Below are 20,032 nucleotides of genomic sequence, written 5' to 3' on the forward strand. Positions count from 1 at the left end.
TGACCGGTCGAACCGGGACGAGCGAGACACTCCGAGGTGCTCACCGGCAGTCAATGTCGCGTACGTGTTTGGAACTCGCTATCCGTGAAGCCCATCTAGGCCAGCGCTCACAAATCCGCGCGCAAAAGGCCGGACATATGAGCGCAAGCGATCAGGTCAAATCATCTCCAGCCAAAGCCTTGCAAGCAGGGGGCCGTCCACATATGAGCACCGGAAGCGCACAAAACGCCATCAGATGGCCGGCGGAGTGGATTTTCCAAATGGCCTCTTATTGGCCGGGCTGTCGTTCGGGTCAACCTTCGCCCGACAGATCGCGCCGCGCCTTGTCGAGCTCCTCGGCATAGCGGCGCATCAGATGGCTTTCGGTGAGCAGGCCAAGGACGATGCGCTCATCAAAATCCTCCACCACCGCCAGTTCTTCGGCGCCGGTGCGCTGGAACGTCTCGGCCGCGGTCTGGACATTCATCGAGGGCACCAGAACCGCATCCTTGAACTGGGCCAGCGCGCTCACCGGCGTATCGCCGTCGGAACGATCGCTGTGCAGTTCCGGCACCAACAGCATGCCGACATATTGGTCGGCATGCTCGACGGCGATTACGCGCTGGGCGGAGCCGAGCGGGACCTCCTTGCGGAATTCCGAGAGCGTCGTCGAGGCGGGAATGGTGCGGACGTCCTTGCGCATCATGGAGCCGACGGTGAGGCTGCGCATCCAGCCGACGTCATGAGCGCTGCGGATCGTCTCGCCGCGCAGATGGAAGCGCCAGGTCGAGAAGGAGTAGCCGAAGGTCTCGCGCACCAGGATCGCCGACATGATCGAGGCCGCCAGCACTACGCCGGTAAGCGTCAGGTCGCGGGTCGATTCCAGCGCCAGGAACGTCATGGTGAGCGGACCGCCGACGACGCCGACCGCAAGCGAGGTCATGCCGACAACGGCGGCGACCGCCGGGTCGATGCCCGCGGACGGCGCGGTCATCGCCATGACGCCCGCGAAGACCTTGCCGAGCAGCGCGCCCAGGAACAGCGAGGCGAAGAACAGGCCGCCGCGGAAGCCCGAGCCGAGCGAGACGGCCGAGGCCGCCAGCTTCATCACGAAGACGCTCGCCACGACCGGCAGCGCGTAATTCATGGCGAACTCCCGGTGCAACGCGCCATGGCCGCTCGAAAGCACCTGCGGCGTGACCAACCCGAGCAGGCCGACGAAGATGCCGCCGATGAACGGCCTGACCGACGCGTCGATCGACAACCGCACGAAGACGCGCTCAACGATGCTGACCAGATGCATGATGGCGATCGAAGCCGCGCCGCCAAGCAGGCCCAGCAACAGGAATGGCACATACTCGCTGGCGGTCAAATTCGGCAAACCTGACAGTTCCAACGGAAACGGCACGCCGCCGAACATTTCCGCCGTCAGCGAGGCCGAGATCGCCGCCGTCATCATCGGCGCCACATTGGCGACGGAGTAGATGCCGATGACCAGCTCGAAACCGTAGAAGGCGCCGGTCAGCGGCGCATCGAAAGCGGCGGCGATGGCGCCGGCCGCGCCGCAGCCGACCAGGATGCGCACATCGTTGCGGCGCAGCCGGAAGGCGCGGGCAAGCCTGGAAGCGATACCGGAGCCGATCTGCGTGTAGCCGGCTTCCAATCCAACGGAGGCGCCGAAGCCGGAGGAAATCATCGTCTGCGCCACGATGATGAAAGTATCGGTGAGCGACATGCGCCCGCCATAGAGCGCGTTGGCCTCGATCGGGTCGACCGGCGTGCGGAACTTGCGCTTTCTGAGCCAGATGACGGAAAGGCCGAGCAGCAGGCCGCCGACCGCCGGGAACATCGCCTGCACCGGGTCGGCGAGCGAGAACATCGCCGAAAGCCGGCCGCCCGGCTGCACGTCGAACAGCAGATAGTGCATGCCTTGCACCAGCGCGCTCATGCCGGTGACCAGCGCGCCCGCGATCGCGCCAACCACGCCGGCCATCAGCACGATCACGATGCCGCGCGCCTCGAGCACGGGGATCGAGCTGATCAGCACCGCGCGAAGCCGGCGGGCGTAGACTTGTGGGTCGTTTCTGGCAGGCAACGGAACGGCTCGCCGGTATGCGAAAGAAAAGAACTGCCGTGCCTGATACGCGCGGCGGCTGTGCGTGGCAATCGCAATGCCGACCGCATGTGGCGCCAATTTGGCGTTGCGCGAATTAGCGTTACGAAGGCTTCCGCCGCGACAAAGGCGATAGATTTAATCAGCTGCCGGGATTGTCAGCGTGCCGCCGTTGTCCTCCGCGACGAAGATCGCCAGCAGCTCCGTCGGCAGGGCCGGCCGCTTTCAAGTCGGCGCCCCGCCGTCTGTCTCGTAAAGTGTGAGCTTGCGGTCACCGATGCCGAGTTCCGCCCAGCTCGCGCGCCACTCGGCGATATGCGCAGACTTGAAATGCGCTTCGAGCGCGACACGGTCGCTCCAGGCTTCCGAAACATGGATGAGCCCGGCGTCCAGCACGTCCTGCGCGTAGGAATAGCCCTGGCAACCCGGCTCGGCGCGGCTTGCCAGGATCATACGTTGCATTGCTGGCCTTGCCTGCTCAAGCCTGTCCGGTGGCAGCCGGATCGTGCCGATGATCAGCAGCATGCGATTTTCCTTCCGCCGACAGGATCGAGCCGGCGTAGCCGCTCTCCCACCTTCGCGCAAGCTTGGGGGGTTACGGTCAAGGGCCTGCCCTGTGCGTGGCGGGTCTTGATTTGGGGACGACATGGCGATCAGCGAAACACTCCCGTCCGGCCTGGTGGCGAAGAACGGCCGCGACGTGTTCTTCGCGCTCGGCATCGTCGTCATCCTGGCGGTGCTGTTCCTGCCGATCCCCGCCTTCCTCATCGATATCGGCCTCGCTTTCTCGATCGCGCTCTCGGTGCTGATCCTGATGGTGGCGCTGTGGATCCAGCGCCCGCTCGACTTCTCGTCCTTTCCGACCGTGCTGCTGATCGCCACGATGCTGCGCCTGTCGCTCAACATCGCCACCACTCGCATGATCCTGTCGCACGGCAATGAGGGCACGCATGCCGCCGGCTATGTCATCTCGGGCTTCTCCAAGCTGGTGATGTCGAGCGACTTCGTCATCGGTCTCATCGTCTTCATGATCCTGATCGTGGTGAACTTCATCGTCATCACCAAGGGCGCCACCCGCATCGCCGAGGTCGGCGCGCGCTTCACCCTCGACGCCATCCCCGGCAAGCAGATGTCGATCGACGCCGACCTTTCCGCCGGCATGATCGACGACAAGACCGCGCAGTTGCGCCGCCGCGAGCTGGAGGAAGAATCCTCCTTCTTCGGCTCGATGGACGGCGCCTCGAAATTCGTGCGCGGCGACGCCATCGCCGGCCTGATCATCACCGCCATCAACATCGTCGGCGGCATCGCCATCGGCTATCTGCGCCACGGCATGGGCCTCGGCCAGGCCGCCGACGTCTTCATCAAGCTGTCGGTCGGCGACGGCCTCGTCACCCAGATCCCTGCCCTCATCGTTTCGCTCGCCGCCGGCATGCTCGTCTCCAAGGGCGGCACGCGCGGCTCGGCCAACCAGGCTGTGTTCGGCCAGCTCGGCGCGCATCCGCGCGCCCTCTATGTCGCGGCCTCGCTGCTCGTCATCCTCGGCCTAATGCCCGGCCTGCCGCTATTCCCCTTCTTCGCGCTCGCCGGCGGCATGGCCGGCCTCGGCTACATCATCCCGTTGCGCCACAACCGCGCGCTTGCCGCCGCCGAAGCCTTGAAGACGCTGGAGAAGGCGAACAAGGTCGAGGAGGAGAAGAACTCGGTCAAGGCCTCTCTGGTCACCGCCGAGATCGAGCTGCTGATCGGCAAGCAGCTGTCGACCAGGCTGATGGTGGCGCATCAGGAACTGGTGTTCCGCATGTCGAAGATGCGCAAGAAATTCGCCCAGCAATATGGCTTCGTCGTGCCTGAAGTGCGCGTCGCCGACGACTTCGCCATTCCGCCGAAGAGCTACCAGATCAAGGTGCACGGCACGGTGGTCGCCGAATACCAGATGCGCGTCGGCGAGATCATGGTGCTGCTTGGCACCCGCGGCGTGCCGGACATCCCCGGCGAGGAAATCCGCGAGCCGGCCTTCGGCATGCGCGCCTATTCGGTGCTCGAAACCTTCGCCGAGGATCTGAAGCGCGAGAACTTCACCTTCGCCGACAACATGTCGGTGCTGCTCACGCATCTTTCCGAGGTGATCCGCAATAACCTGCCGCAGCTTCTCTCCTACAAGGACATGAAGGCGCTGCTGGAGCGGCTCGACCCGGAGTACCGCAAGCTCGCCGACGAGATATGCACCTCGCACATCTCCTATCCCGGTCTGCAGGCGGTGCTGAAGCTGCTGCTTGCCGAGCGCGTCTCGATCCGCAACCTGCATCTGATCATCGAGGCGATCGCCGAGATCGCGCCGCATGTGCGCCGCACCGAGCAGATCGTCGAGCATGTGCGCATCCGCATGGCGCAGCAGATCTGCGGCGACCTCTCCGAAGGCGGCACCCTCAAGGTGCTGCGCCTCGGCAACCGCTGGGACCTCGCCTTCCATCAAAGCCTCAAGCGCGACGCCAAGGGCGAGGTGCGCGAGTTCGACATCGATCCGCGCCAGCTCGAGGAATTCGGCCAGGACGCGACCAAGGCGATCCGCAAGCATCTCGAGGCCGGCGAGCGCTTCGTGCTCGTCACCGCGCCCGACGCGCGGCCCTATGTGCGCATGATCATCGAGCGGCTGTTCACGACGCTTCCCGTGCTCAGCCATGTCGAGATCGCCAAGGGCGTCGAGATCAAGGTGCTCGGAACCATCTCGTGAACGCGCTCTCGCAAGGCGTCGTCATCGCCGCCTTCCTCGCCTTCTGCCGCATCGGCGCCTGCTTCATGCTGATGCCCGGCCTGTCCAGCGCGCGCGTGCCGCTGCAGATCAGACTGTTCGTCTCGGTTGCCGCCACCGGTGGCCTGCTCGCTTTTCTGTGGGACCGCATCTACCCCTTCGTCGATCCGCGTCCGCAGGTGCTCGCGCCGATGATCGTCTCCGAGTTGCTGGTCGGCGGGCTGATCGGCGCCATGACCAGGCTCTACATGGAAGCGCTGCGTTTCATAGGCTCGGCCATCGCCACGCTGATCGGCTATGGCGGCTCGGGCGGGCCGGCAATCGAGGAGCCGGAACCGCAGGCAGCCCTTGCCGCCATCATCTCGTTCTCGGCGCTGCTTCTGCTCTTCGTCTTCGACTTCGACCACGAGATCGTCAAGGCGCTTGTCGCCTCCTACCAGGTCGCGCCGGTCAACGTGTTTTTCAACCCGCAGGCAGCACTCGTCGACGTCACCGACACCGTGTCGGACGCCTTCTTCCTGGTCCTTCGGCTCGGCAGCCCGTTTGTCGCCTATGCCATCCTGGTCAACCTGACGATCGGCTTCGTCAACAAGCTGACGCCGCAGATCCCGGTCTATTTCATCTCGCTGCCCTTCGTCATCGCCGGCGGCATGATCATCTTCTATTTCGCTGTCGGCACGCTGCTGTCGCTGTTTGTCGACGGCTTCGTCGACCTCACGCTGGCGAGATAGCCATGACGACGCGAAAAGACCGCCTGAAGAAACTGGTCAAGGTGCAGGAGCAGTTGAAGGCGCTGCACGAGACCCGCCATGCCGGCTTCCTCGCCGCCGCCGTCAAGGCCGAAGCCGAGGTCAAGGAACTGATCGAGCATTTCGACACCGACAAATCGCTGGCTGGCCTCTTTCCCGCGCTCTACCACAAGCGCATCACCGACGCGCTCGGCCGCCAGAAACAGAACCTGGAAGATGCCAGGCAGGAAGCCGCGCTGATCGCCACCGCGACGGCGCGCACCAACATGGTCGAGCGCGCCTACAAGGACGTGCGCCGCCGCGACGAACGCGAACGCTCAGACCGCGAGCGGCTCGATTTGATCACGCAGAAGCGGGCCGACGAGTAGTTCGGTAATTCTGCCTATAACCCGATGTTGACTTACGGACTACACCACGTGAACGACAGCTTCGCGCCTTATTTCAGCCGTTCAGACACAATGGTCAGTGTCCCAAAAGCTGTCATCGAGCTGAGCGCCATATACGACGGCAAGGGGCACTTTGGAACCTGGTGGTCCTTCCGACATTAAATCGACGAACCCCCGGCTCTTACTTCCTACATGGCGGAAGCCGAGACATTTCGACCGGTGGAGTAATCGGCCACCGCATAGAAAGACTTAAGCGCGACAAATTGCATCTTTCACTACGCATCAGGCAAATTGCCACTGTCGGAAGCACAGTTCGGGAATGCGTCATGTATCACCACCTACAGCTGTCACCCGGCAGTGCCGGGTGACAGATTCTCCGTCCGACGTTGATGGCGAAGCGCGGCTTTGGGCTGATGCCGCCAAATTGGCCAGGCCTGCTGCCGATGGAAGAGGTAGATCTAGGACGCTTGCCAGCGGCGCGGCCGCGATCACCTCGGCGGCCGGCTGATCTTTGCGCCTCATCCCGGCCGTTGAGACCGCTTCGCAGATTCCTGGAAGCGGGCCTTGCCGACGATTGGGCTGAAAGGTCGTGGTTGCGCCAAAAACTGACGATCAGCCATTGTCCTGCCGAAGCAGCCTTCGCCGATGTCCTACGGATCGCCGACAGGGCTTGAGATCGAGCAGGTGCTTTGCCGCGAGTTGGGATCAGTGCCCCACCCCTGACAGGGAAGTGCGGCGCGCCGCCCTACGGCGATTTGTGCCGGGCCCGCGCCACCAAGGATGCGGTCTTTGCGATCTTGGCGGGTTCCCAACTTCGCGATCCGTATGCGCCAGCCTGGCAGAGCTATTCCGGCAGCCCGGCCTTTCGCAAACCTTCTGCAAGCAGAGCCATATCGGCAGGACGGCTAGTTGAAGCGACGTCGGCGAGATTGGAAATTCGCTGGTCGGGATCGAGCCCGAGAATTCGGCTCACGACCTTCTGCGCCTCCTCTGTTCGGCCGGCGTGAGCATAGCTTGCAGCCGCAAAGCGCAACGAGGGCAAAAAGTCCGGTTTTTCCCGCAACGATCTTTCAGCCCAAGTTGATGCCTCCTCAAATCGACCCGCGAAGAGATGAGCCACTGCAACCGCATTCTGCATGTCGAACATCAGCGGGTCGACTGGGCTCATGCGCATCGCCGTCGCAAGGTGCCGAAGTGAGGTTTCCGTATCGCCGAGGTCGGCTCTGACCCAGCCGCTGAACAGCCACGCGGTAGCCAGGTTCGGATTGAGCGCAAGCGCGCGGTCAATGAACGCTGCTCCGCTATTGTTGTCGCCCACGACGTAGGCGAGCGCGATCCCGCCGCGGGAAAGAGCGATCGCGTCATCCCTGCCCAAATCCATGGCCTTCAAAGCCAGGCGCTCGGTTTCGGCGGTTTCCTGCTTGCGATCCGTCATCCAACCGTTCGCCTTGCGTATGACGGCACACCACGCGGCCATGCCGTATGCGGAGGCAAATTCAGGGTCGAGTTCGATGGCTCTGTAAAACAACTGAAGAGCGTTCGCGGTGGATTCCCTGGTCAACTGGTGGAGGCTTGCTATCCCGCGCAGATAGTAGTCGTAAGCGTCAAGGTGTTCGGTCGGCTTGCGCTTGGCCCGCTCGATCTCTGCCTGTTCCAGCTTCGGAGCGATCGCTCCGACGACGCTTCGGGTCACTTCCTCCTGCAGATCAAAAACATCCTCCAGCCCGCCGTCGAAACGGTCGGCCCATAGATGTGCTCCTGTTGTCGCGTCGATAAGCTGACCGGTGATGCGAACCCTGCTCGCCGCCTTGCGGACGCTCCCTTCAAGCACGTAGCGCACACCAAGCTCGCGTCCGACCTGCTTAATGTCCACAGCCCGGCCCTTGTAGGTAAAGCTCGAGTTGCGCGCGATGACGAACAGCCAGCGCGTCCGGGAGAGCGCGGTGATGATCTCCTCGACCATCCCGTCAGCGAAGTAGCCCTGCTCGGGGTCGCCACTCATGTTGTCGAATGGCAAGACCGCGATGGACGGTTTGTCGGGAAGCGCCAGCATATCCCTTGTGGAGAATACCGAAGTGGGTTTCGCCCGACTGACCCGATAGGCGCGCACCGCTTCCATGATGTTGTGGACCTGATGGCTACCGAGATCGGTGTAGTTGTAGTCTAGTTTGCCTTTGACCTGCTCGTAGACGTTGCTCGCGACGCAGATGCCGCCAGGTTCTGCAAGCTTCTCGAGCCGCGCGGCGATGTTCACGCCATCACCGTAGATCGTATCGTCCTGCGCGATCACGTCGCCCAAATTCACACCCATGCGGAAAGCCATGCGCTTGTCTTCGGGCAAACTTGCATTGTGAGCGGCCAATCCCTCCTGGGCTTCGACCGCACACTGCACCGCGTGGACTGCGCTGGCGAATTCGACAAGAAGGCTGTCGCCAGCCGAACCGACGATGCGTCCGCGCGACTCTTTGATCTTGGGCTCGATAACTTCGGCGCGAAGCCTCTTCAGATGCGCAAGCGTGCCAGCCTCGTCGGCTCCCATGAGACGGCTGTAGCCGACGACGTCGGCTGCAAGGATTGCGGCAAGGCGTCGCTCCATGCTTGTGTCCTGCCTCTTGCGTGGGTCGAAGCTCCGGGCGGAGAGCGTATTCTAGTCCTAACTCGAATGCGAGCGTGCAGTGCCGGCGCGCCGACAGCGATCAATCACCACGCCCCTGGGCCACTCACACGGCGTCGTCTTTGGTCCGATCGCCAGTGCTGCCGAAGGGCTGCTTTGGATCAGGGCACGACGATATCCCCTTCAGCCGAACGTCCGCTTTGACATCCGCGGCCTCGAAGCTGCCCGTCTCTTGCCGGCCCAAAGGCCACATCAGAACATCTGCTCGGGAAACACCCCTCGTGGCGCGAGCAGATAACCGATCCATACATCCGCATTCACGCCTCCCTTTTCGCGCAAGCCTGCCACAAGCTTGTTCAGTCATGTTGCGGATAACAAACCGGCAAAGGGCGGACTTTCTTGGCCATTTCCCCACCCAGCGACATCGTCATGGACGTTGCCCGCGCAGCCGAGCCGGCCGATGTCGAGGCCGCGCGCGCGGCGCTCGCAAGAAGGGCGAATGGCACTTCGGCACCGTTCTCGGTCGATCCGTCCGCCACGGTCGATGCCGGCTCCGAGCTCTCGCGCGCCACGGCCGACAAGGTGGAAGCCGCCAATCCCGCGAAGAAGTTCCAGCGCTTCGAGGCGATGGTGCTGACGACCTTCATCCAGAACATGATGCCCAAGGACACCGAGGGCGTTTACGGCAAGGGCCTTGCCGGCGACATGTGGAAGTCGCAGCTCGCCGAGAAGGTAGCCGATGTCATGGCCGCGCATGGCGGCATCGGCATCGCCCGATCCATGCTCGCCGACCACTATCTCGACGGCAAGCACAAGCTGCCGGTGGGCCCCGTTGCCGGCGGACCGCAGAAAGCGGAGATCGACCAGCAAACCAGGCTTTCGACCTCGATGGTCGAGGAGCTTGAGCGCAAGGCCGCACGGTCGATGACCGGCGACGACACAACCATAAAAACGGACATCAAGATCTAGGGACCTACATGGCCGACCAGACGGACCTTTACAACCTTCCCGCGCGCGCCAATGCATTGGACGCGCCCGCCGCCGCACGACCAGGCAACCTCGCCGCCATCATCGGCCGCATCGAGGAAGTCGTGGACGAGGAGACCGCCGGCATCCGCAGCGGAACAGCCTATGACCTCAAGGCCTCGAACGCGCGCAAGAGCCGGTATCTTTACGAGCTGAACCGGGCGCTCAAGGGCGCCAACGAGATCGAGTTCCTCGAGCAGCATCGCGAGGGTCTGCTCAGGCTGCGCCAGAAGCTGGCCAAGAACGAAGCGGCGATCCTTGCCCATCTCAACGCCGTCAACGAGGTCGCCACGCTTCTGAGGAACGCCATCCAGCGAGCCGATACGGACGGTACCTATTCGGCCGCCGAGTTCGGCATGGCCCGGGCCTGATTGAGATGATCTGGGCGCAAGGAAAGACCCGGTGATAAGATTTGTCGCCGCCGCGCTGTGGATTTGCGCCGTGACGCTCGGCGCGGTCTTCTATTCCTTCCAGGCGGCCAGCCAACGCGGCGCGGCCGAACCGCCGAAGCCGATGCTGGGCGGCCTCGACTACGTCAAGACCGACATGATCTCGGTGCCGCTGCTGCGCGATGGCACGATCGACGGCTATTTCCTCACTAAGCTGGTCTATACCGTTGAGCCGGAGCAGATGAAGAAGCTGTCGGTCCCGGCGCAGGCGTTGATGACCGACCAGGTCTATTCCTATCTCTATTCCAATCCGCAGATCGATTTCACCAAGAAGGAATCGATCGATCTCGACGCCTTCCGAAAGTCGATCCGCGATACCATCAACACCCGCATTGGCGTCGAGCTGGTGCACGACGTGCTGATCGACCAGGTCAACTTCCTCTCCAAGGACGATATCAGGGACAACGCGCTGCGCCGTCGCAGGGGCGCCGGGGAAACCGCGGCGGCAATGACCAAGGCGTTCAAGGCCGCGCCGGAGCATTGATCGCTCGGCACGGATGCCTAGCCGCGCTTAGCCCTGTTGCGACATGACGCATGGTGACCGCGTTGACGTTTACGTCAACTCGAAGCTATATGCGCGGTGACAGGCGACCGCGCAGGCGCGGCGCATCTACCTCGCCCAGCGGCCAAGCGCCGATGCGCGTCAACGCAACCAACGAGGAGAACAGCCATGGGCGTTCAGGAGATTGCCGACAAGATCAGGTCGCGCTTGGCAAGCGCGGGCTTCGAGCATTCGGTCAAGTTCGACACCGGCAGCGACGGCGTCATCGTCATCGACGGTGCGACCGTCTCGACCACCGATGCGCCGACCGACTGCACCGTGAAGCTGTCGCTCGACGATCTGGATTCGCTGATCGCCGGCGACCTCAACCCGACCATGGCCTTCATGGCCGGCAAGCTAAAGGTCGAAGGCGACATGACGGTCGCCATGGCGCTCAGCCAGCTGCTCGGCTGATCGTTCGCAAGAAACAAGGCCGCCCGTCGGGCGGCCTTGTTTCTGTCGAATAATAGGCGTCAGGCGACGAAGCCCGGCGCCTGCCCCTTGATCTTGCGACCAGCGGCCTTGATTGTGCCCTTGACGCCATCCAGCGCGCCGTCCTTCAGCTCCAGCGCCAGAAGCCGGTGCCGCTCATAGGGGCCAGGCATGGCGAGCGCTCCGGTGCGGTCGGCCGAGAAGCCGAACCGTCCGTAATAGGGCGCATCGCCGACGAGCAGGATCGCGCCATGGCCGAGCCGCGCGGCCTCGGCAATCGCATGCCGCATCAGCGCCGACCCGATGCCGCCGCTCTTCAAGCCAGGCTCGACCGCCAGCGGGCCAAGCAGAAGCGCTGCCGGACCGCCCTCGCCCAGCCTCACATCCCAAAGCCGCACCGTGCCGACGACCACGCCCGACGCATCGCGGGCGACGAAGGCCAGTCCCTCCGAGGGCCGGCGGCCGCGCCGCAGCTTCTCGGACGACTTCTTCCTGCGCTTCGGCCCCATGGCGCGGTCGAGCAGCGCTTCGCGCGCCGTGGTGTCGATGACGGATTCGGCGACGATCGCAAACGCGCGAGCAATCTCCCCCCTCGAGGGGGAGATGTCGCCGCAGGCGACAGAGGGGGTCGCCGCGCGTGAAGCGCCAACATCTTTCTGCCGCAAGAGGTCGAGTCCGGTCGAACCGACCCCCTCTGGCCTACCGGCCATCTCCCCCTCAAGGGGGGAGATTCCGCACACGCCACTGTCGATGATGAAATTTGCCAAGTCCATATCCGCGATCCTTCACGAGCGGAGATCTGTTCCACAAGCGAGCCCGGGCGGGCGACAGGCGCCCGCGCCGGTCGATCTGAGCGGTTCTTGCGAACGGCTCAGATCACGTAGGATCGGAGAGGCTCGAAGCCGTTGAAGGCGACCGCCGAGTAGGTGGTCGTGTAGGCCCCGGTGCCCTCGATCAGCACCTCGTCGCCGATGGTCAGCGACAAGGGCAGCGGATACGGCGTCTTCTCATACATCACGTCGGCCGAATCGCAGGTCGGGCCGGCGAGCACGCAAGGCGCGGTCTCCGAGCCGTCGTGGCGGGTGACCAGCGGATAGCGGATCGCCTCGTCCATCGTCTCGGCGAGACCGCCGAACTTGCCGATGTCGAGGAACACCCAGCGCACATTGTCGTTGTCGGCCTTCTTGGAGATCAGCACGACTTCCGACTTGATGACGCCGGCATTGCCGACCATGCCGCGGCCCGGCTCGATGATGGTCTCGGGCAGCGCGTTGCCGAAATGCTTGCGCAGCGCCGAGAAGATCGCCTGGCCGTAGGCTTGGGCGGCGGGCACGTCCTTCAGGTAACGGGTCGGGAAACCGCCGCCCATGTTGACCATCTTCAAGACGATGCCTTCCTCGGCGAGCGTCGCGAACACCTTCTTGGCGTCGCCCAGCGCGCGGTCCCAGGCCGACAGGTCGGTCTGCTGCGAGCCGACATGGAACGACACGCCATAGGCGTCGAGGCCGAGGCCCTTGGCATGGCGCAGCACGTCGACGGCCATCGCGGGCACGCAGCCGAACTTGCGCGACAGCGGCCACTCGGCGCCCTCGCCGTCGGTCAGCACGCGGCAGAACACGCGCGAGCCGGGGGCGACGCGGGCGATCTTCTCCACCTCCTCGACGCAGTCCACGGCGTAGAGGCGAATGCCGAGCTGGTAGGCGCGTGCGATGTCACGCTCCTTCTTGATGGTGTTGCCGAAGGAAATGCGATCGGCCGGCGCGCCGGCATCCATCGCCATCTCGACCTCGGCAACCGATGCGGTGTCGAAGGACGAGCCCATCGCAGCAAGGAGGCGCAGGATCTCCGGCGCCGGGTTTGCTTTCACCGCATAATAGATCTTGGAATCGGGCAGCGCCTTCTCGAAGGCGCGGAAATTGTCGCGCACAACATCGAGGTCGACGACGAGGCAGGGACCGTTCGGACGTCGGGTGGCGAGGAAGTCAAGGATGCGCTGGGTGGCCATCGGGGTCTCTCCATAACGCCTTTCGGCGCGCACAAAGGCTGCAGAACGCGGGCGCTCAGCCTCGCGAACTCGCGGTCAAACAAAGGCGGGACGTCAAATCCATGGAACCAGCCGGTGGAGACCCCGGAACCATGAAATGCCGTCTCGCGGCGATGAACCTTGGCCTTGCCCGGCCTCGGTTCGCTTTGTCTGCCTTGGCTTGGATGGGAGAGCCCCGTCCGCACTGCCGGCAATGAAGGTGTGCCTCTTTAGTAACCCCGGTCTTTGGACAACCGGAAGAGAACCAGAAAGGCCCGCACCGTCGTTGCTTCAAGGTGTCCTCGGTCTTGTGGTTGGCCACTGACCGACTGGAGGGGTTGGCTCCAGTTACCTTACCGATTGCCCTCACCATTCGAGGATCGGCGGACACCCACAGGCACGTGCGACTTTGGGCAAGCGCGATATAGGAGCGAAGGGTTTCACAATCAATAAAAATCGTAAGCCCAGGTTGTAAAATTTCTGGCATCGAACAATGTTGGTCCGACTGTATCCGGAAATCGAACGATGCCAGGAACTCAAGGACCGCTAAACGCCTTCCTCGATCTGCGCCAAATGCCTGTGGCGAATGCGGAATTGGGCCCGCTCGCCGGCCTGCGCCTGGCCGTCAAGGACATCTATGACGTCGCCGGCTACCGCACCGGCTGCGGCAACCCGCAAAAATACGAGGAGGCGCATGCCGCCTCGCGCACGGCGCGAGCGGTGCAGGCCATCCTCGACGCCGGCGCGCGATTCGTCGGCAAGACCCAGACCGACGAGCTGGCCTTCTCGCTGTTCGGCCAGAACGCGCATTTCCCATACCCGGTCAATCCCGCCGCGCCCGATCGCGTCACCGGCGGCTCCTCTTCCGGCTCGGCGGCTGCGGTTGCCGGTGGGCTGGCGAACATCGCCACCGGCTCCGACACCGGCGGCTCGATCCGAGCGCCGGCGAGCTTCTGCGGCCTGATCGGGCTACGCACCACCCGTGGCCGCATTTCGCTCGACGGGGCGATGAAGCTGGCATCGAGCTTCGACACGTTCGGCTGGTTCGCCGACGACATCGAGACCTATGAGATGGTAGGCAAGCTTCTGCTCGGCCGCGACCCGCATCAGCACCCGCTCAACCGCCCGCTGTCGATCCGCTGGCTGGACGCCTTCGTCATGGGTCCGGCGGAGGCCGCGCAATATGCGCGCATGAAAGCGCTGGCCGCCTCTGTCATAGGCCAGCCCGTGGAGACCGAATATGCCTTCGCCTCGCTCCCCGACGAGCTTTACTGGTGCTTTCGCCGCCTGCAGGCCTTCGAGGCCTGGCGTGAGCATGGCCCTTGGATTTCGGCCGGCGGTCGCCTCAGCCCGGGCGTCGAAGAGCGTTTTGCCTTCGGCCGCACCATAGATGCCAAAACTGCCGCCGCCGAAGCGGCGCGGCGGCTGGCTTTCCGGGCCGAGCTTGGCGCCCTGCTCGGCAATAACGGCTTTCTGGTCCTGCCCACCGTTCCCGGCGCGGCGCCGCTCGCCGCCAGCACCCCGGAACAGTTCCAGGCCTACCGCGAAAGGGCGCTGCACCTGTTGTGCCTTTCGGGTCTTTCGGGCTTTCCGCAGATCACCTTGCCGATCGGCTCCGTCGACGGTGCGCCCTTCGGCCTGTCGCTGCTTGGGCCTTCCGGCAGCGACGTTGCCCTGATACGGCTCGGCCGCAAGATTCTCGAGGCGGCACGAAAGGTCTGACCATGGATACATTGACCCGCATGCGCGCCTTCATCGACGTGGTCGAGGCGGAAGGCTTTTCGGCCGCGGCGCGCAAGATCGGCCGCTCCAAGGCGCTCTTGTCGAAATATGTGCGCGAGCTGGAGGACGAACTGGGCGCGCTGCTCTTGAACCGCACCACGCGCCAGTTCTCGCTGACCGAGGCCGGCCACACCTATTATCAGCGCGCCTCGGAGATCGTGCGCGAGGTCGACAGCCTCGCCGAGGCAGTGCGCCAGTCTTCCGGCGACGTCCGCGGCAGGATCAAGCTGTCGGCCGCACGCACCTTCGCCGACGCGCCGATCGGCCAGTCGCTGGTCGACTTCGCCAGGCAGCATCCTGACATCGTGCTCGACATCCATCTCGACGACCGCTTCGTCGACCTTGTCGAGGAAGGCTTTGACCTTGCCGTGCGCATCTCGCGGCTGGAGAACTCCTCACTGATCGCCAGGCGCCTGGCGCCGTTCTCAGTCAGGCTGTGCGCGTCGCCGGAGCTGATTGCCAAGCATGGCGCACCGACGCGCCCGCAGGATCTCGCCAACCTGCCCTGCATCGTCGACACCAACGGCCGCTCGCTGGCCAACTGGCGCTTCAAGGGCGAAGGCGAGGAATCCATCAGCGTCGCCGTTTCCGGGCCAATCGAGGTCAACAGCCCGATCGTGGCGAGGGCCGCCGCGCTCTCCGGCCTGGGCTTTGCCATGCTGCCCGATTTCATCGCCGCCCCCGACCTCGCGTCCGGCAAGCTGGTGACCGCGCTCGACGATCGCATCCTGGCGGGCACCGGCATCTTCGCCGTCTACCCGCACCGCCGCTATCTGCCGGCCAAGGTAAGGGTCTTCGTCGACTTCCTGGTGCACTGGTTCAGGACGCGCGACACGGGCGCCTGAGCACAAGCGTCCCAATTTCGCCCCCTTTCTGCTAACTCTCGGGCTCGCCCCCGAGAGCAATTCCAGGAAAAGTGCGTAGCGGTTTTCCGTCCGGAATTGCGCAAAACAAATAGTTAGAGCGGGTCAGCGTGGAACGCAGAACCGCTCGAAGTCAATGGAATCGCGGCACGGAATGCATCTGAAACGGCAAGCAACCATACTGGCTTTGGCCCTCGCGGCCACATTGGCCTCGGTCGAGCAGGCTGAAGTCCATCCGCATGTCTTCGCCGAAGCGCGGCTCGACGTCATCCTCAGCCAGGATCACCAAAGTGTGACGGCGCTGCGCCACCTTTGGCGCTTCGACGACCTGTTTTCGAGTACAGTGATGATGGAGTTCGACAAGAACTCCGATCTGAAGCTTGACGACAAAGAGCTCAAGGAAGTGGCCGACACCGTCCATTCCTCGCTGGCCGAGTTCAACTACTTCCAGCTCGTCACCCAGGACGGCAAGGACGTGCCCATGGTGCCGCCGCCGCATCTGATGGCGAATTTCGACAATGACCAGCTGATCATCCTATTCGAGTCGCAGCCCAAGACGCCGATCAAGCTTGCCGGCAAGATCGACATCGGCGTCTACGATCCGACCTTCTACACCGCGATCGACTTCACCGACGACGCCAACATGACCGTCGAAGGCCTGCCCTCGACCTGCGCCAAGAAGGTCATCCGTCCGGATCCGGACGAGGCGATCAAGGAAAACCAGAAGACCCTGACGGACGCGTTCTTCAACGATCCGACAGGCACCGACATGAGCAAGATCTTCGCCACCAAGCTCGAATTGGACTGCCCGCCGGAAGGATGATTTGGTGATGAAACCGTCGTTACGCGCAAGCAGGTTCCGCAAAAGTGTCGCACGGTTTTGCGAACGGAACCTGCGGCAGACAAGGGAATCCAAGCGGATATTCGTGGGGCCTCCCACGAATATCCGCTTGGCGCTCGGCCTGCTGGCCCTCACCTTGGTGATCGCCCACCTGCCCGGTGCCGCACATGCGCAAAGCTCGCTCGGCATCGGCACCAATGACGGCATGGCGCCGAGCACCACGGGCCCGTTCGCCCATATCCTGATGTGGATCAATCTCAGGCAGCAGGAATTCTACCATTCGCTGGCGGCGGCCATGAAGGCGATGCGCCAGGACGGCAGCAAGCTCTGGCTGCTGATCGGCCTGTCCTTCGCCTATGGCATCTTCCATGCCGCGGGCCCCGGCCACGGCAAGGCGGTGATCTCATCCTACATGGTCGCCAACGAAGTGGCGCTGAGGCGCGGCATCCTGCTGTCCTTCGTTTCGGCGCTGCTGCAGGGCCTGACGGCGGTGGTCGTCATGATGCTTGCCTATTTCGTGCTGCGCGGCACCGCGATCTCGATGACCGACGCCGCCTGGTTCCTGGAAATTTCCAGCTTCGTGCTGGTCACCTTGTTCGGCGCCTGGCTGCTTTGGCGCAAGCTCGGTCCATCGGCGCTGCGCCTGTTCGGCAGAGCGCCCGCCTACAGCCTTTCGGCCGCCCATGCCGGCCATTCGCATGGCGGGCACTCCCACGCGCACGCTCACGCGCATTCCCATGCCCTCCACGTGCATGACGATCATGATCATGGCCATACACATAGCCATGATCACGGCGCGCACGATCTCCATCATCACGACCATGCCGCGCACAGCCACAGTCATGAACATCAGCATCACGACCATGGCCCGGACGAAGTCTGCGAGACCTGCGGCCATTCGCATGCGCCGGATCCGGCGATGCTGTCGGGCGACCGCTTCGACTGGAAGACCGCTTGGTCGGCGGTCGCCGCCGTCGGCATCCGCCCCTGCTCCGGCGCGCTGATCGTGCTGAGCTTCGCGCTGCTCAACGGATTGTGGCTCGGCGGGCTGCTGTCGGTGCTGGCAATGTCGATCGGCACCGCGATCACTGTCTCGGCGCTGGCGACGATCGCCGTGCTGGCCAAGAATTGGGCTGTCTACTTCGCCGGCGACGGCCGCATCGGCAACCGCATCCATTCCATCGTCGAGATCGGCGGCGCCGCCTTCATTTTCATCGTCGGCTTGCTGCTTCTGTCGGCCAGCCTGTCGGGCGGCGTCTGAAGTGCCGGCGATGGAGGAAGGACGCGCGCAGCAGTCGATGTCAGGCTGGCCGATCCCGAGGCGGTCGCCGGACTGGCGGTGATCGCGTTTATGGCCTGGACAGCTTCGATGTCATCCGGTTGCGCAAGCGGAACAGCTGTCGGTATGCAATGCAATAATGGAGGGGGCGCCTTCGCGCGGCGTCCGGTCCAACTCAGAGCCAGCCCATGCGCACCGCGGCGGCAATTCTTTCATTATCGCCATTGGCCAGAAGGTCGATCAGCAGGCCGCGTATCGTTGCGAGTATACGGGTAGCCCGCGCCTCGGCCTCGGCTCGCAGGAGCTGCGTCTGGGTGTCGATCAGCAGGTCCAGCCAGTCCTGGGCCGCTTCCGCCGCGAATCCCGCCCACGGACCGGGCTTACGGCTGAAAGAAAGCAGGAACGCCTCATAGGTGAGCCTGACCATCGGGCGTTGCTCGGGCGCGGACATCCAGGCCCACAGTCGCCCCGCCGTTTCTTCGAGACCATGGCTTCGACCCTCAGCCGCGAGCGCGACAGTCAGTTGCGCGACTTGTTCGGTGCGCGCCCGGACCAGCAATTCGCGCAGCAGCTTCTCCTTGCTACCGAACAGATAGAGCAGCACACGGGGACTGGAGCCGATGGCGGCCGCCAGCGGGCGCAACGACAATCCATTGAGGCCATGGTCGAGCACATAGGCATAGCTGGCATCGAGCAGTTCCGCCCGCCGGAGGGAAGGTTCGGCAGTCACCGCTTCATGCCCGGCCATCTTGCGCTCCTTTCATGCCCGCTGTAATACCTAACTGAAACGGTCGTTTCAGTCGAGGTATCCGATGGCGCGCAGCATGAGCTTCTCGCTTGCTGGTCGAACCGCCCTGGTGACGGGATCGGTGCGTGGGCTCGGGTTCGAGATGGCGCGCGGCCTAGCCGAAGCCGGCGCCCGCGTGATCCTGAACGGGCGCGAGCCCGCCACGCTCGAGGCAGCCGTCGCCGGAATGCGGGACCAGGGTCTGGACGCGCATGGCGCGCCGTTCGACGTCACTCGGCGCGACGCCGCGCAGCAGGCGATTGCCGGGCTGGGCGACATCGACATCCTCGTCAACAATGTCGGCCGCCGCGATCGCCGCGGCTTCGACGCCATGTCGCCGGAGGAATTCGGCGCCATGCTCGATGGCCACCTGGTTTCCGCCTATGCGATAAGCCAAACGATCGCCCGTGCCTTGATCCGCCGCGGCGTGCCGGGCCGGATCATCAATGTTTCCTCCGTCATTGCGCAACTCGGCCGGGCCGGAGACGTCGGCTATCCCGCGGCCAAGGCCGGTATCGACGGCCTGACCCGGGCGCTCGCCGTCGAACTCGGCGGCCACGGGATCACCGTGAACGCCGTCGCCCCCGGAACTTTCGCGACCGAGGTGAATGCCGGCCTCGCCGAGGATCCGGATTGGGCGCGCTGGCTGAAGACACGCACGGCGCTCGGCCGCTGGGGAAAGCCGGAGGAGATCGCCGGCATCGTGGTTTTTCTCGCCAGCGACGCGGCTTCCTTCGTCACCGGCCAGACAATCGCCGTGGACGGTGGCATCACCACGACGTTTTGACAGCGCAGGTGACTGGGCGTCCCCTCGCCTTCGCTCCCTACGGTCGAATTAGTTGCAGAGAAGCGGGTAACGGTTATCTCGGGAAAGCCGTGACCCTTTAGAGTTCAACCTAAGCGACCGTTTTGCCGAGCTCATCTTCGATATGAGCTTGGATGATCTCATCGAAGTTCTTCTCCGCGGCAAAGCCGAGCTCACGCGCCCGCCTTGCCTCGAACCGCGTCGGCCAGCCTTTGACGATCGCCCAGATCGTTTCGTCGGGCTGCTCGCGGATGCGCTTTGCGACCTCGGCGCCGGCAATGCGCTCCAGCGCCTCGATCTGCTCGCCGACGGTGACGGCGACACCGGGCATGGTGAGGTTGCGACGCGGTCCGACCTTGTCGCCGTCGATTTCGGCCGCATGGATGAGGAAATTCACGGCCGAGCGCGGGCTGGCATGGGTGTGCAGCACCGAGCGCGGCACCGGCAGGATCGCCTCCTGCCCGGCGAGCGGCTCGCGGATGATGCCTGAGAAGAAGCTGGAGGCCGCCTTGTTCGGCTTGCCGGGGCGCACGCAGATCGTCGGCAGCCGGATGCCGATGCCGTCGAAAAAGCCGCGCCGCGTGTAGTCGGCGAGCAGCGCTTCGCTCATC

General features: G+C 64.0%; 18 protein-coding genes and 1 pseudogene. 12 read left to right on the top strand and 7 right to left on the bottom strand.

Annotation, left to right across the window (positions count from 1 at the left end; all coding sequences use genetic code 11):
* Positions 1–292: 292 nt before the first annotated feature.
* Complete coding sequence (locus EOA23_RS17595; protein ID WP_127305063.1) at positions 293–2,074, bottom strand: chloride channel protein; 1,782 nt, start codon at positions 2,072–2,074, stop codon at positions 293–295.
* Between the two features lie 243 nt (positions 2,075–2,317).
* Complete coding sequence (locus tag EOA23_RS17600) at positions 2,318–2,617, bottom strand: putative quinol monooxygenase (protein WP_126059601.1); 300 nt, start codon at positions 2,615–2,617, stop codon at positions 2,318–2,320.
* Positions 2,618–2,738: 121 nt separating this feature from the next.
* Between EOA23_RS17600 and flhA the strand changes: the two genes are divergently transcribed.
* From flhA to EOA23_RS17615, 3 genes are read left to right on the top strand one after another with little or no spacing between them, the layout of a single operon-like run.
* A complete protein-coding gene (gene flhA, locus EOA23_RS17605; RefSeq protein WP_127305064.1) occupies positions 2,739–4,826 on the top strand; it encodes a flagellar biosynthesis protein FlhA in 2,088 nt (695 codons plus the stop codon).
* Positions 4,823–5,575 (top strand): flagellar biosynthetic protein FliR, encoded by a 753-nt coding sequence (fliR, locus tag EOA23_RS17610; protein WP_127305065.1) that lies wholly within the window; start codon positions 4,823–4,825, stop codon positions 5,573–5,575. The genes flhA and fliR overlap by 4 nt, the downstream gene beginning before the upstream one ends.
* Before the next feature lie 2 nt (positions 5,576–5,577).
* Positions 5,578–5,961, top strand: a complete 384-nt coding sequence (locus EOA23_RS17615) for a hypothetical protein (protein ID WP_127305066.1) — start codon at positions 5,578–5,580, stop codon at positions 5,959–5,961.
* An 862-nt stretch (positions 5,962–6,823) separates the two neighbouring features.
* On the opposite strand, the gene EOA23_RS17620 is transcribed toward EOA23_RS17615, so the two are convergent.
* Entirely contained in the window at positions 6,824–8,575 is a 1,752-nt protein-coding gene (locus tag EOA23_RS17620; protein ID WP_127305067.1) for an adenylate/guanylate cyclase domain-containing protein, read from the bottom strand.
* A gap of 417 nt (positions 8,576–8,992) precedes the next feature.
* On the opposite strand from EOA23_RS17620, the gene EOA23_RS17625 reads away from it, so the two are divergent.
* The 4 genes from EOA23_RS17625 (at position 8,993) to EOA23_RS17640 (ending at position 11,023) form a co-directional block, all read left to right on the top strand.
* Complete coding sequence (locus EOA23_RS17625; RefSeq protein ID WP_245474232.1) at positions 8,993–9,562, top strand: rod-binding protein; 570 nt, start codon at positions 8,993–8,995, stop codon at positions 9,560–9,562.
* A gap of 8 nt (positions 9,563–9,570) precedes the next feature.
* Positions 9,571–9,990: a hypothetical protein gene (locus EOA23_RS17630; RefSeq protein WP_126059594.1), complete on the top strand. Its 420-nt coding sequence runs from the start codon at positions 9,571–9,573 to the stop codon at positions 9,988–9,990.
* Between the two features lie 31 nt (positions 9,991–10,021).
* On the top strand, positions 10,022–10,552 hold the full coding sequence (locus tag EOA23_RS17635; protein WP_126059593.1) for a hypothetical protein: 531 nt from the start codon (positions 10,022–10,024) through the stop codon (positions 10,550–10,552).
* A gap of 186 nt (positions 10,553–10,738) precedes the next feature.
* Positions 10,739–11,023, top strand: a complete 285-nt coding sequence (locus tag EOA23_RS17640) for an SCP2 sterol-binding domain-containing protein (RefSeq protein ID WP_127305068.1) — start codon at positions 10,739–10,741, stop codon at positions 11,021–11,023.
* Between the two features lie 59 nt (positions 11,024–11,082).
* Here the strand turns inward: EOA23_RS17640 and EOA23_RS17645 are convergent, their stop codons facing one another.
* The gene (locus tag EOA23_RS17645) at positions 11,083–11,751 is read right to left on the bottom strand and encodes an N-acetyltransferase (protein WP_127305069.1); all 669 of its coding nucleotides are present in this window, start codon (positions 11,749–11,751) and stop codon (positions 11,083–11,085) included.
* A 161-nt stretch (positions 11,752–11,912) separates the two neighbouring features.
* Positions 11,913–13,046 (bottom strand): ornithine/lysine decarboxylase, encoded by a 1,134-nt coding sequence (odc2, locus tag EOA23_RS17650; protein WP_127305070.1) that lies wholly within the window; start codon positions 13,044–13,046, stop codon positions 11,913–11,915.
* A gap of 543 nt (positions 13,047–13,589) precedes the next feature.
* On the opposite strand from odc2, the gene EOA23_RS17655 reads away from it, so the two are divergent.
* The 4 genes from EOA23_RS17655 (at position 13,590) to EOA23_RS17670 (ending at position 17,811) form a co-directional block, all read left to right on the top strand.
* Entirely contained in the window at positions 13,590–14,786 is a 1,197-nt protein-coding gene (locus tag EOA23_RS17655; protein ID WP_127305071.1) for an amidase, read from the top strand.
* A 2-nt stretch (positions 14,787–14,788) separates the two neighbouring features.
* On the top strand, positions 14,789–15,691 hold the full coding sequence (locus EOA23_RS17660) for a LysR family transcriptional regulator (protein WP_042640557.1): 903 nt from the start codon (positions 14,789–14,791) through the stop codon (positions 15,689–15,691).
* A gap of 172 nt (positions 15,692–15,863) precedes the next feature.
* Positions 15,864–16,532, top strand: coding sequence for a DUF1007 family protein (locus EOA23_RS17665; protein WP_127305072.1), 669 nt, complete (start codon positions 15,864–15,866; stop codon positions 16,530–16,532).
* A 103-nt stretch (positions 16,533–16,635) separates the two neighbouring features.
* The gene (locus tag EOA23_RS17670; RefSeq protein WP_245474233.1) at positions 16,636–17,811 is read left to right on the top strand and encodes a nickel/cobalt transporter; all 1,176 of its coding nucleotides are present in this window, start codon (positions 16,636–16,638) and stop codon (positions 17,809–17,811) included.
* Positions 17,812–18,004: 193 nt separating this feature from the next.
* Here EOA23_RS17670 and EOA23_RS17675 read toward each other — a convergent pair whose 3' ends face one another.
* A complete protein-coding gene (locus tag EOA23_RS17675; RefSeq protein WP_127305074.1) occupies positions 18,005–18,577 on the bottom strand; it encodes a TetR family transcriptional regulator in 573 nt (190 codons plus the stop codon).
* A gap of 64 nt (positions 18,578–18,641) precedes the next feature.
* On the opposite strand from EOA23_RS17675, the gene EOA23_RS17680 reads away from it, so the two are divergent.
* Positions 18,642–19,403 carry an SDR family oxidoreductase gene (locus tag EOA23_RS17680; RefSeq protein ID WP_127305075.1) on the top strand — a complete coding sequence of 254 codons (762 nt, stop codon included), beginning with the start codon at positions 18,642–18,644 and terminating at the stop codon, positions 19,401–19,403.
* A gap of 109 nt (positions 19,404–19,512) precedes the next feature.
* On the opposite strand, the pseudogene EOA23_RS17685 reads toward EOA23_RS17680, so the two are convergent.
* Positions 19,513–20,032 (bottom strand): annotated as a pseudogene (locus tag EOA23_RS17685) (NAD-dependent epimerase); the annotation flags it as partial.

The sequence above is a fragment of the Mesorhizobium sp. M2A.F.Ca.ET.042.01.1.1 genome (assembly GCF_003997405.1).
Taxonomy (GTDB): Bacteria; Pseudomonadota; Alphaproteobacteria; order Rhizobiales; family Rhizobiaceae; genus Mesorhizobium.

What these genes read in the sequence shown, in the direction of transcription:
- EOA23_RS17600 (WP_126059601.1), bottom strand. Translation starts at nt 2,617, where the DNA reads ATGCTGCTGATCATCGGCACGATCCGGCTGCCACCGGACAGGCTTGAG.
- flhA (WP_127305064.1), top strand. Translation starts at nt 2,739, where the DNA reads ATGGCGATCAGCGAAACACTCCCGTCCGGCCTGGTGGCGAAGAACGGC.
- EOA23_RS17615 (WP_127305066.1), top strand. Translation starts at nt 5,578, where the DNA reads ATGACGACGCGAAAAGACCGCCTGAAGAAACTGGTCAAGGTGCAGGAG.
- EOA23_RS17620 (WP_127305067.1), bottom strand. Translation starts at nt 8,575, where the DNA reads ATGGAGCGACGCCTTGCCGCAATCCTTGCAGCCGACGTCGTCGGCTAC.
- EOA23_RS17630 (WP_126059594.1), top strand. Translation starts at nt 9,571, where the DNA reads ATGGCCGACCAGACGGACCTTTACAACCTTCCCGCGCGCGCCAATGCA.
- EOA23_RS17640 (WP_127305068.1), top strand. Translation starts at nt 10,739, where the DNA reads ATGGGCGTTCAGGAGATTGCCGACAAGATCAGGTCGCGCTTGGCAAGC.
- EOA23_RS17645 (WP_127305069.1), bottom strand. Translation starts at nt 11,751, where the DNA reads ATGGCCGGTAGGCCAGAGGGGGTCGGTTCGACCGGACTCGACCTCTTG.
- odc2 (WP_127305070.1), bottom strand. Translation starts at nt 13,046, where the DNA reads ATGGCCACCCAGCGCATCCTTGACTTCCTCGCCACCCGACGTCCGAAC.
- EOA23_RS17655 (WP_127305071.1), top strand. Translation starts at nt 13,590, where the DNA reads ATGCCAGGAACTCAAGGACCGCTAAACGCCTTCCTCGATCTGCGCCAA.
- EOA23_RS17660 (WP_042640557.1), top strand. Translation starts at nt 14,789, where the DNA reads ATGGATACATTGACCCGCATGCGCGCCTTCATCGACGTGGTCGAGGCG.
- EOA23_RS17665 (WP_127305072.1), top strand. Translation starts at nt 15,864, where the DNA reads ATGCATCTGAAACGGCAAGCAACCATACTGGCTTTGGCCCTCGCGGCC.
- EOA23_RS17675 (WP_127305074.1), bottom strand. Translation starts at nt 18,577, where the DNA reads ATGGCCGGGCATGAAGCGGTGACTGCCGAACCTTCCCTCCGGCGGGCG.
- EOA23_RS17680 (WP_127305075.1), top strand. Translation starts at nt 18,642, where the DNA reads ATGGCGCGCAGCATGAGCTTCTCGCTTGCTGGTCGAACCGCCCTGGTG.